The sequence below is a fragment of the Tamlana crocina genome, assembly GCF_012037625.1.
This window is the reverse complement of record NZ_JAAVJS010000001.1, coordinates 283689-297614: the sequence shown is the minus strand read 5'-3', so window position 1 is coordinate 297614 and position 13926 is coordinate 283689. Positions and strand designations below refer to the sequence as shown.

The window sequence follows — 13926 nt, the reverse complement described above, 5'->3', positions numbered from 1 at the left end:
TTTTTATCATTTTATTGTTTAGTGAAATTCATTGTAATGGTAAAGGGCCTTCCTTCTACCATAAGGGCTTGTTGCCATTGCATCATGTTTTCGGACAATGAAGTTAAGCTTAGTCTGAACCCTTTGTTGGTTTCCGATTTGTGCTTTTCGTTGGTGGGCTTCAATAAGAGATCGTAAAGTCCGGTTTCTTCATTAACCTCATCAATGGTAAATACAAAATGCCTTTCGCCGGTTTGGCAACCCACATCGCCAATATTGTAAACCCCTGTGTTGTTATTAGGAACAAATTGCCAAGCACTGCCTTCAAAACAGGCTTTTGAGGCGTCATCCAAAAGCATAACATTATACGTGCCAGCCTCACTATAACTAATATTGTTCAACACCCAATTGCCCTTAATGACTTTTTTGGATGTACGAACCGTTTTTGATGCCCCGCAGGACAAAACACTAATTGAAACGAGTAATAAAAGTAATTTTTTCATTGTGTTAGTTTTAATACTTTTTGACCGTTAAATACCATATTACGTTAATACTTTTGGTAAAAACCTATAGTGTTGTTGTAATAAATAAACGCGCCAATATTATTTGATTGTTACTATAAACTACGTTGATATTAATCAAAATAGACTACACAAAATAATGTTCATTTTTAAAGCAGAAACAAAAAAGACTCACAAAACCTTGATTATGAGCTTTTTTAATTATTTATTAAGAAAGAGTCCACAACATTATTTAACAAAGAATTAACGGCTAATGGAAATCCGTAGACAATACACCATTAAATGTTTTGGGCATGGAAAATTGATGGTAGCAATTCCATTTTTAAGGGATAATAACCTTTTAAACATCAGGAAGAGATTGTCTAATTACTTTTACACATTTCTATTTCAGAATGGTAGCATAAGCATATTGACAAAAAAAAAGGTTATCCTTAATAGAACAACCTTTTTTTGCCAAAAATAAACTCTTAATGAACTGTAAGTGTATATTGAGGTGTTTTGTTTAGAGGGCAAAAATAGATATACTCGCCTTTTGTTAAATTCGTTTGCTTAGAGCTTTCTACCTTTCCGTCTTTAACTACATTCGTTACATAAGCTGTTTGAATGTGGTTTTCTGGTTTACTGGCATCTTTGCCTTTAGGCACCAAAACAAAACCAACATCAACACCAGCATGGTTGCTTATTTTAAAAACATAAGACCCTTCACTTACTGTTAATCCTTTTTCAGTAAACTCACCAGGAGTTTGCTCTAAAGCAATGGTTTTAACTGCTTTGTCTTTCATCATGTTGTTTTGCGCATTACTGTTTAAAGTGAAACTTAATGCCAATACTAAAATTGCTATTACTTTTTTCATTTTTAAATTATTGTGAGCTTTCGCTCTGGTTATTGATTATTTTTTGAATTTTATGCTGTTACAGCTTCTAATGGTTGTGCCATAGGAAAATCGACAGGCACTTGTGTTGTACTGTGTAAGTAATTTGAAATTGTTTTCTCTCCTACTAATGAAATAACATCTACCAAGCCTCCTTTACTGTATCCTGCGTTAAAGAATTGTTCTAGAACTTTAGCATCTGTGGCCCCTCTTTTTTCTGTGATATTTTTAGCTAACCTTGCCAGAGCATCTAACTTATTATTAAAAGTTGCTTTACCTGCTCGTATCTCTAAAATTTGATCGTCGGTAAATCCGTTCATTTTTGCAATAGCGGTATGTGCTGATAAACAGTAAATACATTTGTTCACTTCACTTACGGCTAGGTTTACAACCTCTTTTTCTTTTGCCGATAGTGATGTTTTTGCGTTAGCAAAGTTCAAGTAGTTTTGCAAAGCAGTATCGCTGTGCGCGTATGTCGCATATAAATTTGGCACAAAGCCTAATGCTTTGTTTAAATTATCGAAAATAGTCTGATCGTTTTCGCTAACTTCTTCTCTTGTTGGTACATTAAACGTATTCATTATTTTTAGATTTAATTATTGTTATTAAACGATAGTACAAAGTTGCAGCTTATTTAAACTTTAAAACATGCAACCTTTTCCCTTAAAATTGTCAATTTTTCCTTTTCTGAGCTTTAAAGCATTTTATTGGTTTCCACGTAAGGCATCTCAGCATCACAATAGAAATCGTGAATGTGTTTCTGCTCGCAATGTGTTTTTGGCGAAATGGTATTAACAATACTTGTAGCTTTTCCTCTGAAGATTTCAATTAAATTGAAAATAGATGTATGTTTTAAATTCATGACTTTGTTGTTTTTGTTTTACAGTACAAAGATGCATGAAACGAAAAGGCTATAAAATGTAGAGATTACCCATTGTATTGTCAATTTTTCCCTAATTGACTTTTCTTAGCTGTTTTTTAAAATCTGAAGGTGATAGCGCCGTATACTTTTTAAATAATCGGCTTAAATGAGAGGCATCATCAAAGCCAATTTCATAAGCAATTTCCTTTGCTGTTTTATCTGTATAAACCAGCAAACGTTTTGCTTCTAAAATAATGCGCTCGTGAATAATTTGTAACGGACTGGTGTTTAATTTCGCAAAAGTATTTGATAAGGTTTTAGGAGACTTAAATAGTCTTTCTGCGTAGAAGGAAACATTATGTGCTGTTCTATAGTTCTCTTCTACGAGTAAATTAAAATCGCGCAATAAATCCATCTTGGTGTTTTTTGATACATGCAAAACATCTTGATCAGCTTTTAAGAGACGCGTGACTATAATTATGAATCTTGCCATAAGCATTCTCAACATCTCTGCCTGGATAGTATCTTTAGTGTTTAATTCTTCCAAGAAAACATCGTGTAATGTATTTAGTTTATTTTGCTCTTTGTTTTCTAATTGAATAATCGGAATGTGCACATTGCCAAAAAACAACAAACCGGCACAACTCACTTCATGATCATGGTCTTTTATGCAATAAAACTCCCTGTTAAATTGGTAAACCAAAAGTCCACTTCCCGAGATCAACTTGAAATATTGAACCGTTGTTAGTGCCAAAACACTATTTGGTTTAATAGAATAGGGTATACTATCTACAATTATTTCAAGAGGATTATCGGTACTCCTTATAAACGTATATAAGCTTGGCTGTTTGGCCGTTTCATGAGATTCAAGCAGTGCTTCGTCCCCGATTTTTAAAATGGCATTGGTAGAAAACTCTGTGAATATTTTTTGCATAGACTTTAAGTCTCATGTCTTGCTCAAACATTACATAATTACTTTAATCTTAACTCACCTGTAAACCATTAGGCACTTTGGCATCACTCGGATTAACAAAAACCAATTTTCCATCGGCGCTTTCGGTCATTAAAATCATGCCCTCACTTTCAACACCGCGTAATTTTCTCGGTGCTAAGTTCACTAAAACAGTAACTTGTTTACCGACCACTTCTTCGGGTGTGAAGCTTTCGGCAATGCCCGAAACAATGGTGCGCACATCAATACCTGTATCGACCTTTAACACCAATAGCTTTTTAGCTTTTGGCATTTTTTCGGCTTCTAAAATAGTGCCCACACGAATATCCAGTTTTGTAAAATCTTCAAAAGTGATGGTATCTTTTTGTGGTTCAACCGCTTTGTTTGCTGCTTCGTTCGCTTTTTTACTGGCTTCCAATTTATCCAATTGCTTTTGGATGGTTTCGTCTTCTATTTTGGAAAACAACAATTCGGCTTTATTGATTTGGTGACCCGCGGGAAGGAGTACTTCTGCCGTACTGACGGTGTTCCAAGACGTCTCGACTCCGCTCGACGTGACATTAAGTATATTTTTAAGTTTTTCTGAAGTGAACGGCAAAAACGGCTCGCTTAACGTGGCCAACGCCGAAGCGATTTGAAGTGCTACGTACATAATGGTTTTTGTACGGGCTTCATCCGTTTTTATGACTTTCCAAGGCTCTTCATCAGCTAAATATTTATTCCCCAAACGCGCCAAGTTCATTAATTCCTGACCCGCTTCCCTAAATCGGTAGCGCTCAATGGAACTGGCAATCACATCGGGGTATGCTTTTACAGCGGCCAAAGTTTCCTCATCCACTTTTGAGAGTTCTGAAGGCTCTGGAACAATACCGCCATAATATTTATTGGTAAGCACCACTACACGGTTAATGAAATTTCCAAAAATAGCCACCAATTCGTTATTGTTTCTAGCTTGGAAATCCTTCCAAGTGAAATCGTTATCCTTGGTTTCTGGTGCATTGGCGGTCAACACATAACGCAACACATCTTGCTGACCGGGAAATTCCTTTATATACTCGGGCAACCAAACCGCCCAGTTTTTTGAAGTAGACAATTTGTTTCCTTCCAAATTTAAAAACTCGTTGGCCGGCACATTGTCTGGCATAATGTAACTGCCTTCGGCTTTGAGCATGGCCGGGAAAATAATACAGTGGAACACAATATTGTCTTTCCCGATAAAATGCACCAATTTGGTGTCTTTATCTTTCCAGTACGGCTCCCAATCTTTACCCTCGCGCTCGGCCCATTCTTTGGTTGATGAGATATAACCTATGGGTGCATCGAACCAAACGTACAGCACTTTGCCCTCACCACCTTCAACCGGCACAGGGATACCCCAATCTAAATCGCGGGTTACGGCCCGTGGGCGCAATCCGTCGTCAATCCAAGATTTTACTTGTCCGTAAACATTGGGTTTCCAATCCTTTTTGTGGCCTTTTAAAATCCATTCCTTTAAAAAATTCTCGTATTTATCCAAAGGCAAAAACCAGTGTTTGGTTTGCTTTAAAGTAGGCACGTTACCTGTTAATGCCGATTTAGGATTGATTAAATCGGTGGCATTTAAACTGGTGCCGCAGCTTTCGCACTGATCACCGTAGGCTTCTTCATTGCCACACTTGGGGCAAGTTCCCGTTACAAAACGGTCGGCCAAAAATTGATTGGCTTTTTCGTCGTACAATTGCTCGGTGGTTTCTTCAATAAATTCACCTTTATCGTAAAGCGTTTTGAAGAATTCTGAAGCCGTTTCATGATGAATTGGTGCCGAAGTACGCGAATAGTTATCGTATGTTATCCCAAAATCCTCAAACGATTTTTTAATAATGGCGTGGTATTTATCCACCACATCCTGTGGCGACACACCTTCGTTTTTCGCTTTGATAGTGATAGGCACGCCGTGCTCGTCGCTTCCGCCAATAAAGGCCACATCGTTACCCGTTAATCGTAAATAGCGCACATAAATATCGGCAGGCACGTAAACACCCGCTAAATGGCCAATATGAATGGGGCCGTTGGTGTATGGCAATGCTGTGGTTACGGTATATCGTTTTGGTTTGTTCATCAATTCAAAATGGTATTACATTGTCATGGCGATAGCGGAATGACAATACGTTTTTAACGGCGCAAAAGTACACATTTTAAAAGGGATTAAGAAAAAAAATGTACATTTACATCATGACGAAAAGCCTACTGATAACCAGCCTATTTTGTGCCTTTTTTTTCTTCGGAATAAACCCCTGTTCCGCACAAAATACAGCTACTGAAAAACCACAATACACTTTGAAACAACCACCATACATTAAAGCAGGCGACACCGTGGCCATTGTAGCGCCTTCGGGCATTTTAAAGAACAGAGTTGGTGAAGTACAGCAAGCCCAAGCCCTTTTAAAAAGTTGGGGACTACACTCGATAGTTGGACAACATATTTTTAATCAGGCTAACCATTTTGCTGGCACCGACGATGAACGTTGCGAAGATTTCCAACAAGTTTTGGACGACCCAAAAATTAAAGCTATTTGGTGCGCACGCGGGGGTTATGGCGCGGTAAGGATTTTAGATAAACTAGACTTTTCAAAATTTAAAAAACAGCCCAAATGGATTATTGGATATTCCGACATTACGGCCATTCACAACCAAATCCATAACGAAGGCGTTGAAAGCCTGCATGCTTTAATGTGCGTAAGTTTAACCAAAGACCTTTCGGAAATTGATGCCAGTATTTCCACATTCAAAAACACACTTTTTGGAGAGCCTTTAAACTATACTTTAAAAGGTTCAAAATACAACCGAAGCGGCACTGCTACAGGACAATTGGTTGGCGGCAATCTTACCATGCTGCATACCATGTTGGGTTCTAAAACCAGCATTGATACTTCTGGAAAAATATTGTTTATTGAAGAAATTGGCGAATACAAATACCACATCGACCGGATGCTGCAAAGCCTAAAACGTGCTGGGTATTTTGACAACTGCAACGGCGTGATAATTGGCGACATGACCAAACTACGAAAAAACACCACGCTTTGGGGCACCTCTATCGAACAACTTATTTTGGACGCTTTGACAGACTATAACTTCCCAATCGCATTCGGCATGCCTGCTGGGCACGAAAAGGACAACAGGGCATTGATCTTGGGCAGAACCATAAATTTAACCGTAAATATTGAACAGTCGTCTATTATTTTTAAGAATCATTAAAATCTGCATTACACTTGTGATTGATTAATTAATGACACTTAAAAATAGTCTCCAAATGAAAAAATTACAGCTATTATCACTCGCCTTTGGGCTTTTATTTACAATTGACATGAAAGCCGACGACGTTATCGTCAACTCTAATTTAAATCTTTACAATCCTGATGTTCGCAAATGTTTGCTTGACGCTTCAAAAAATGAAGGTTGGGAACTGAAATCGGTTTACCTGAATGACCAAAAAGAACTTGTAATGGTTTTCGATAAAGGCAACAACACCAAAATTTACAAAACCAAATAAAAACGGTTTATCCAAAAGCAAAAACCAACTATTCGTTTTCGTTTAGTTGGTTTTTTTATACTCCAAATTGGCTTAAATGATGGTCCAAATGTTTATAAAACATATTGTTCCATTCGGTTTTGGTCAGTTTTCCAAACGAGTGTGACTCTTTTCCATCAAAATAATCAGCGCCCAACTTTTGGGTTTTTACCAAATAATCAGTCAAACGGGCTTTTTCCTGCACGTAGTTTTTCGTATCTGTCACCAAAAATTGTGGTGCTGTTCTGCTATTTTTTTTATATGGTTTATCTCCTACCACAGTATTTTTCACGAACAACTTTAGCATAAATTTGGTAAAACCGTTGGGTTTTGGGTGCTTGTCTTCATAAGCCATTTCGTAAGTTACATTGCAGTGCGCCAACATTTGGTCAACACTCATTTTACCCCACAGCGGCTGGGTGTCGGGCTTTAGTTTGTTAATTCTATTTATAACAGCATTAGTTTCCTTTAAATCGAAGATATTTTTCACAAGTCTAATATTGAACGGGGTTAGGCTTCTGCAATTTAGTAAAGAATTTCTACAAACCCACTATCCAGACTGTAAACCAACCTATTAAACCAGCTTCACCAACACCTTTTAACACAAAATAAAATAGGTGATAAATTTTTATTTGGGTTAAAATGAAACGCATTTAAACCAACCTAGTCTAGCCGCTTCTATTAAGTTTACCATAAAACTTTAGATTATGGATAAGACAAAAAAAGAAAAAGGAAATTTTGAATTTGTAAAAGAATCGGAAGACGAAAAAAGAAATTACATTTTCCAAAAAGACGGCATTACCAAAAAAACTGCATTAATCGTTATTGTATTTCTAATAATTTTGATTTTAGCAGTGGCCTTTTCTGGATTATTTTTCGAATCTTAAAACCCGTGCTCCTTCTGCAATTGTTCATAAGCGGCCTGAACCTGCCTGAATTTTTCTTCAGCCCCTTCTTGGTGCTCCTTACCTAAATGCACCACTTTATCGGGATGGTATTTTTTGGCCATTTTTCGGTAGGCCTTCTTTATATCATCAACCGAGGCACTTTTATTAATTTCCAAAATTTTATAGGCATTGTCGCTACTGTTATAAAACATGGCTTTTATGCTTTCATAATCTTTGGCATTGATACCCAAATAACCAGCCATAGTGTAGATTTGCCGTTCTTCAGATTCGGTAACCATGCCATCGGCTTTGGCAATTCCGAATAAAAAATGGATGAGCTGCAAGCGCGAGGCGTGGTCCATCATTTGCCTAATCTGTAAACACACCGGCCGTACAGAAACGTTCTGCTTGCTAATATTTTTAAAGAGTTTAAACGCATGGTTGGCACGTTCCTTTCCGTACATATTTAGAAACTGCTGGCGTACAAAATCCAATTCGCGTTTATCTTGGCTACCATCAGCCTTAATAATTACCGAGGCCAGAATAAGCAGGCTAACCTCAAAATCACCCGATTGGGTTTGTGGCCGCTGTCTAGGCTGAGTTCGGTATGTGGTCCGGCCACCGCGCTGCCATTTACCCTGCCCAATTAAGGGTTCGCCGCTACCATTGGCAACAGAATCGATTAAACTACCTATAGCCAACCCAATAATAGCACCTATAGGGCCACCGAACGACCACCCCAAGGCACCACCAATCCATTTTGAAAAACTCATGTAAGTATCTATTTTGTTTAACGTCAAACCTAACGATTCCTTCTTTAGAAAAGATAAGATCAAGCAAGTTTACGCTTTACTTTTTGCTATTTTAAAAACAAGCGTAAATATAATATTTGTTTGTGGATTGCCTTAACAATTTGTTACACAATTGGTATCTTTGCAATCCGATAAAATAATTGGGAAAACATTAAATAATAAAATCTAAGAATATGTATCCAGCAGAATTAGTAAAACCAATGCGCGAAGATTTAACCAGTGTTGGTTTTGAAGAATTACATACCGCCGAAGCCGTTGATGCCGCTTTAGCCAAAAAGGGAACTACACTTGTTGTGGTGAACTCGGTTTGCGGCTGTGCCGCTGCCAATGCCCGTCCAGGTGCTAAAATAAGTTTACAGAACGATAAAAAGCCAGACCATATTGTTACCGTTTTTGCTGGTGTAGACAAAGAAGCTGTTGATGCCGCTCGTGCTCAAATGATTCCGTTTCCGCCAAGCTCACCAAGCATGGCCTTGTTTAAAGATGGTGAATTGGTACACATGTTAGAGCGTCACCATATTGAAGGCCGACCAGCAGAACTGATTGCCGAAAATTTGGTTGATGCCTACAACGAGCATTGTTAAGCCTCACTCCCTAGCCCTCTCTCCAAAGGAAAGAGGGAATAGATTTCGGGATTACTTCAGCAAACCATTTTTTTCTGTATGAGACCCTGAACTTGTTTCAGGGTGACACAAAATTAAACCACGTTTTTCGTGGTTTTTTTTATACATTAACGCAACCTTTTTGCCCTTACAGCATCTTTTTAGTAAAATCAATTGACTATGAAAACGTCCTTTTTTACAGCTTTACTAACCTTAATTTGTTTCAGTTTTATGGCGTTTCAGTGTGATGACAACGACTCGGCAACCATGGAAGAAGAGCAAACCGAATTGCGCACCCTTAAAGCTGAAATTGAAAGTTTCGCCAGCCAATCGGAATGCAATACCAATACCGAATGCCAATATATAGCTTTTGGAAGCAAGCCATGCGGTGGGCCTTGGGGTTATTTAGTGTATTCTACCTCTATCGATACCGAAAAATTGAAACAAATGGTTGAAGATTACAACCAAAAAGAAGCCGACTTCAACACCAAATGGGGCATCATGTCTGATTGTGCACTCGCTCCACAACCCTCAAGCGTAAATTGCGAAAATAACACCTGTGTTGCTGTGTACTAATGGCTAGTTTATTTATTTTTGGGGCATGCAAAAACTATTGTCATACCCAATTTCAGCAATATACTATTTGTGTTTTTTATTAACACTGGTTATTTTTCATCCCATACAATGGGCTTGCTTTAATCTGTTTGGCTACCAAGCCCATAAAAAAAGTGTTGATGCCCTACAATGGTGCTTAATGCGCTGCGGCAATATTTTGGGCACAAGGTTTTCTTTTGAAAATGAATACAAGCTCCCAACAAATCGGCCTTTAATTATTGTGGCCAACCATCAGAGTTTTCACGATATTTACCCGCTTACCTGGTTTATGCGTAAGTACCACCCCAAATTCATTAGTAAAATAGAATTGGGCAAGGGCATCCCGAGCGTTTCGTATAATTTAAGGCACGGCGGGGCCGCCCTTATCGACCGAAAAAATCCGCGGCAATCATTACCCGCTTTAATGAAGTTTGGCGAGTATATTGAAAAAAACAAACGTTCGGCGGTTATTTTTCCCGAAGGCACACGTAGCAAAACTGGCAAACCAAAACCCTTCCAAACGCGCGGACTCGATATTTTGTTCAAGAAAATCCCTTCAGCCGTTGTGGTACCTGTCACCATCAATAATTCGTGGAAAATGTTCCGGTATGGTAAATTCCCCTTGGGATTGGGTAATCACTTGAAATTTACTGTGCATAAACCCCTAGAATTGGCTAACTTTGTAAATAAGCAAGATTTAATAAAAGAAGTTGAATCTTCAATAACAGAACACATAAAATTTTAAAACAAGTACAAATGTCTTTAAAGAATAAGAGGTTAGAAGTGATGCAGTTTTTGGAAAAAGACGTTGATGCTTTAATGGAAAAGTATTTAATTCCCGTTGATACCATTTGGCAGCCTACCGATTTTTTACCAGACTCTGAAGGCACAGACGACACTTTTTTCGAACAAGTTAGAGAAATACGGGAATTAGCTAAAGAACTGCCCTATGATTTTTGGGTGGTTTTAGTAGGCGATATGATTACTGAAGAAGCCTTACCAACTTACGAATCGTGGTTAATGGACGTTGAAGGCGTTAACCAAGTAGATGGCGGTGGCAACGGATGGTCTAAATGGGTAAAGCAATGGACGGCCGAAGAAAACCGACATGGCGACGTGCTCAACAAATACTTGTATTTATCGGGAAGGGTTAACATGAAAGAAATTGAAAGAACCACGCAGCACCTAATAGCCGATGGGTTTGATATTGGTACTGACCGCGACCCGTACAAAAACTTTGTTTATACCAGTTTCCAGGAATTGGCCACTTATGTTTCGCACAATCGCGTAGCAAAAATAGCCCGTAAAAAAGGCAATAAGCGTTTGGCTAAAATGTGCCAGATTATTTCGGGCGACGAAATGCGTCACCACCATGCTTATTCCGATTTTGTGGAACGTATTTTTAAGGTAGACCCTAGCCAAATGATGATGGCTTTCCATTACATGATGAAACAAAAAATTACCATGCCGGCTCACTTTTTAAGAGAATCGGGAGGTAAAATAGGTACAGCTTTCGAAGAGTTTTCGAATACTGCCCAACGTATTGGGGTTTATACATCTACCGACTATGTAGATATTCTTCAAAAATTAATTGACCGTTGGGAAATTGATAAGATTACAGGACTTAACGACGAGGCCGAAAAAGCTCGCGATTATTTAATGAAACTTCCATCGAGAATGTATCGCTTGGCGGATCGCATGAAAATTCCAGAAAACTCATTCCAGTTTAAATGGGTAGAGCCTGCGGTAAATAAGTAAACAGAACACTAACATAAATCAATTCCTTTCTTAACTGAAAGGAATTTTTATTTTTATAGCATGAACAACCAAAACGATATCATCAACAAAACCAAAGCTTTTGTAAAAGACACGCTGGCCAATGCCGAGGGCGGCCACGATTGGTTCCACACCCAAAGGGTTTTCAATAACGCTTTACTCATTTCTAAAAACGAAAAGGTGGATCCCTTTGTGGTTTCGCTTGGTGCTTTACTTCATGATATTGCCGATAGTAAATTCCATAATGGAGACGAATCTGTTGGCCCAAAAGTAGCTCGTAATTTTTTGAAGGGTTTAAACGTTGAACCTTCGGTTATCGAGCATGTGGTTAGCATTATAGAAAACGTATCGTTTAAAGGCGGCAATGAAGCACAAAAGTTCCGTTCTGCTGAATTGGATGTGATTCAAGATGCCGATCGCCTCGATGCCATTGGCGCTATTGGTATTGCGCGCTGCTTTAATTATGGTGGTTTTAAAAATCGGGTACTTTACAACCCCGACATTCAACCCAATTTGAATATGAGCAAGGAAGAATACAAAAGCTCAGACGCGCCCAGCATCAATCATTTTTATGAAAAACTGTTGCTTTTAAAAGACCGGATGAACACGCAAACGGGCAGAGATATCGCGTACCAAAGGCACAACTACATGCTGGAATTTTTAGACCAGTTTTACAGGGAATGGAACGGTGTTTCGTATTTACAACAATCTTTTAAATCGCCTTCGTAACCCCATTTATTTGGTCTGAATCATCAACTTGATTTCCTTACGGTAATTCGAAGCACTTTTCCCTGTAATTTCATTGAACTGCTTGTTGAAATGCGAAAAGTTATTGAATCCGCATTCGTAGCAAATATCGGCAATACTCATTTGGCTTTCGTTAAGTAGCTTCGTGGCGTGCACCACTCGGTATTCGTTCACCAATTGGGTAAAGGTTTTTCCGGTAGATTTTTTAAAATAACGACAAAACGCAGGTACCGTCATACTTACCTCATCTGCAATTTCATCCAACGAAATGTGGTTTTGGAAATTCTTGTTAACGTATTTGAATATCACATCAATTTTAGAACTATCCTGTGCTTCAGCTTCAAACGCAAATCCATCGGCATTCAGCAAGGTATAATCGTCGGTTTTTGATAAATAATTTAATATTTCCAAAAACTTCAACACCCTTTTTAATCCGTCGTGTTCTAAAAGCTTTTCAATTTTAGGTCCTATTTTCTTTTTGGTTTCTACCTTGAACCTAATTCCCTTTTTCGCTCTTTCAAACAAAGCCACAATATTGGCCATTTCGGGGACATTCAAAAAATCGTCGCCTAAAAAGTTTGATTTAAACTGAATGGTAGTTTCTGTTCCGGTTGCCGTTAATCGATCGGTAAATCCATTGTGTGGCAAGTTAGAGCCTATTAAAATTAATTGACTATTGTTAAAATAAGACAGGTGGTTACCTATATGTGTTTTTCCTTGTCCTTTATTAATATAAATTAACTCTAACTCTGGGTGAAAATGCCAATACGCACTGTTACGATCCACAGATTCAACGTGCTGTTTAACGAACAAAGAACTACCAAAACTGGGGCTTATCTTTTTTAATGTGGGCTTCTTATTAATCATAATCTGGGACTTTATGCAAATTTACTACATATTATGCATACACTGTATATTTAATTATCTCAAATATATGTTATTTTAACATAACAGTAAATTAACATTCATTTAACAGTTAAAATAGCATACAAATAAGTCAAAATTGATGTTTTCTTAACTGTATTTCTACCCTAACTTTGCAGTGTAGAACGATACAAAAAACCCCAAGTCGTTTTAAACGTAATCTTAAATAATTTAATTTTAGTGAATTGCGTTTATTTTCCCAACGGTTTTTCAATCATTCAACAAACAAAAGTTAATTTTCATAATAAAAATACACTCTTAAAAGAGTATAACGAAATTCATTAATAATTAGTTTAATGTCTTATTTAGTTTAGTTTAGTTGGTAAAGCGGGCTGTGGTGGCCCGCTTTTTTTTTTGCTCAATTTTGTCAATTCAAATTTCAACTACAGTATATTTTAGGATCAATCTCAAAAGTTGTGTACGGATTTGATAAGGAATGATATTTTTGCAGAAAAAAGACAAGACCTTGCATTTATCTTTAGACCTACTTAAGTTATTACTTCCCGAACTATTAGTTTCACATTTTGATATTGTAAAACACGATAGCAACAAAGAAGTTCTTCATTTATACTTTGAAGAGAAGAAGGACACTCCAAAAGAAGAGGAACACCGTAGTTTAACAGCTCATGGCTTCCACAAAGAGATTAGGGATCATTTTACTGAAATCATCAACGTTTTGTAAGTGTTGTCTTTCTATTTATCTCCCAAGTATACTTAGTTAACTTTAATATATACTATTTTACCCTAACATTAATTTAACATTAAAATAACAGTTAATATAACATATAAATACGTCAATTTAAGCGTTTTCTTCATCATAAATCGCCCATATATTTGCAGTGTTGAACGTT

The 13926-nt window shown here is 37.6% G+C and carries 18 protein-coding genes; 9 read left to right on the top strand and 9 right to left on the bottom strand.

Translation table 11 applies throughout. The features are described from left to right. Positions 1–11: 11 nt before the first annotated feature. The 6 genes from HC176_RS01395 to metG all read right to left on the bottom strand — a co-directional run bounded on the left by HC176_RS01395 (position 12) and on the right by metG (position 5284). On the bottom strand, positions 12–482 hold the full coding sequence (locus HC176_RS01395) for a lipocalin family protein (protein ID WP_167916392.1): 471 nt from the start codon (positions 480–482) through the stop codon (positions 12–14). Positions 483–967: 485 nt separating this feature from the next. Then, on the bottom strand, positions 968–1354 hold the full coding sequence (locus HC176_RS01390; protein WP_167916391.1) for a hypothetical protein: 387 nt from the start codon (positions 1352–1354) through the stop codon (positions 968–970). Between the two features lie 50 nt (positions 1355–1404). After that, positions 1405–1953 carry a carboxymuconolactone decarboxylase family protein gene (locus tag HC176_RS01385; RefSeq protein WP_167916390.1) on the bottom strand — a complete coding sequence of 183 codons (549 nt, stop codon included), beginning with the start codon at positions 1951–1953 and terminating at the stop codon, positions 1405–1407. Between the two features lie 113 nt (positions 1954–2066). Further along, positions 2067–2234, bottom strand: a complete 168-nt coding sequence (locus HC176_RS01380) for a hypothetical protein (protein WP_167916389.1) — start codon at positions 2232–2234, stop codon at positions 2067–2069. A gap of 91 nt (positions 2235–2325) precedes the next feature. Continuing rightward, entirely contained in the window at positions 2326–3168 is an 843-nt protein-coding gene (locus tag HC176_RS01375) for an AraC family transcriptional regulator (protein ID WP_167916388.1), read from the bottom strand. 49 nt (positions 3169–3217) lie between these two features. Beyond that, complete coding sequence (metG, locus tag HC176_RS01370; RefSeq protein ID WP_167916387.1) at positions 3218–5284, bottom strand: methionine--tRNA ligase; 2067 nt, start codon at positions 5282–5284, stop codon at positions 3218–3220. Positions 5285–5397: 113 nt separating this feature from the next. Here metG and HC176_RS01365 point away from each other — a divergent pair, with 113 nt between their 5' ends. Continuing rightward, positions 5398–6420, top strand: coding sequence for a S66 peptidase family protein (locus HC176_RS01365; RefSeq protein WP_167916386.1), 1023 nt, complete (start codon positions 5398–5400; stop codon positions 6418–6420). 55 nt (positions 6421–6475) lie between these two features. Further along, positions 6476–6715, top strand: coding sequence for a hypothetical protein (locus HC176_RS01360; RefSeq protein ID WP_167916385.1), 240 nt, complete (start codon positions 6476–6478; stop codon positions 6713–6715). Between the two features lie 55 nt (positions 6716–6770). Here HC176_RS01360 and HC176_RS01355 read toward each other — a convergent pair whose 3' ends face one another. Further along, the gene (locus tag HC176_RS01355) at positions 6771–7223 is read right to left on the bottom strand and encodes a DUF1569 domain-containing protein (protein WP_167916384.1); all 453 of its coding nucleotides are present in this window, start codon (positions 7221–7223) and stop codon (positions 6771–6773) included. A 217-nt stretch (positions 7224–7440) separates the two neighbouring features. Between HC176_RS01355 and HC176_RS01350 the strand changes: the two genes are divergently transcribed. Next, positions 7441–7620, top strand: a complete 180-nt coding sequence (locus HC176_RS01350) for a hypothetical protein (protein ID WP_167916383.1) — start codon at positions 7441–7443, stop codon at positions 7618–7620. Here HC176_RS01350 and HC176_RS01345 read toward each other — a convergent pair. After that, a complete protein-coding gene (locus HC176_RS01345) occupies positions 7617–8393 on the bottom strand; it encodes a TerB family tellurite resistance protein (protein ID WP_167916382.1) in 777 nt (258 codons plus the stop codon). The genes HC176_RS01350 and HC176_RS01345 overlap by 4 nt on opposite strands. A 212-nt stretch (positions 8394–8605) precedes the next feature. Here HC176_RS01345 and HC176_RS01340 point away from each other — a divergent pair, with 212 nt between their 5' ends. The 5 genes from HC176_RS01340 to HC176_RS01320 all read left to right on the top strand — a co-directional run bounded on the left by HC176_RS01340 (position 8606) and on the right by HC176_RS01320 (position 12133). Then, complete coding sequence (locus HC176_RS01340; RefSeq protein WP_167916381.1) at positions 8606–9016, top strand: BrxA/BrxB family bacilliredoxin; 411 nt, start codon at positions 8606–8608, stop codon at positions 9014–9016. Between the two features lie 198 nt (positions 9017–9214). Continuing rightward, a complete protein-coding gene (locus HC176_RS01335; RefSeq protein WP_167916380.1) occupies positions 9215–9610 on the top strand; it encodes a solute carrier organic anion transporter in 396 nt (131 codons plus the stop codon). A gap of 25 nt (positions 9611–9635) precedes the next feature. Further along, the gene (locus HC176_RS01330; protein ID WP_167916379.1) at positions 9636–10373 is read left to right on the top strand and encodes a lysophospholipid acyltransferase family protein; all 738 of its coding nucleotides are present in this window, start codon (positions 9636–9638) and stop codon (positions 10371–10373) included. Positions 10374–10384: 11 nt separating this feature from the next. Further along, positions 10385–11386 (top strand): acyl-ACP desaturase, encoded by a 1002-nt coding sequence (locus HC176_RS01325; RefSeq protein ID WP_167916378.1) that lies wholly within the window; start codon positions 10385–10387, stop codon positions 11384–11386. Between the two features lie 60 nt (positions 11387–11446). Continuing rightward, positions 11447–12133, top strand: a complete 687-nt coding sequence (locus HC176_RS01320; RefSeq protein WP_167916377.1) for an HD domain-containing protein — start codon at positions 11447–11449, stop codon at positions 12131–12133. 6 nt (positions 12134–12139) lie between these two features. Here the strand turns inward: HC176_RS01320 and HC176_RS01315 are convergent, their stop codons facing one another. After that, positions 12140–13018, bottom strand: a complete 879-nt coding sequence (locus tag HC176_RS01315; protein WP_167916376.1) for an AraC family transcriptional regulator — start codon at positions 13016–13018, stop codon at positions 12140–12142. Between the two features lie 502 nt (positions 13019–13520). Between HC176_RS01315 and HC176_RS01310 the strand changes: the two genes are divergently transcribed. Next, entirely contained in the window at positions 13521–13757 is a 237-nt protein-coding gene (locus HC176_RS01310) for a hypothetical protein (protein ID WP_245234804.1), read from the top strand. Positions 13758–13926: the final 169 nt, after the last annotated feature.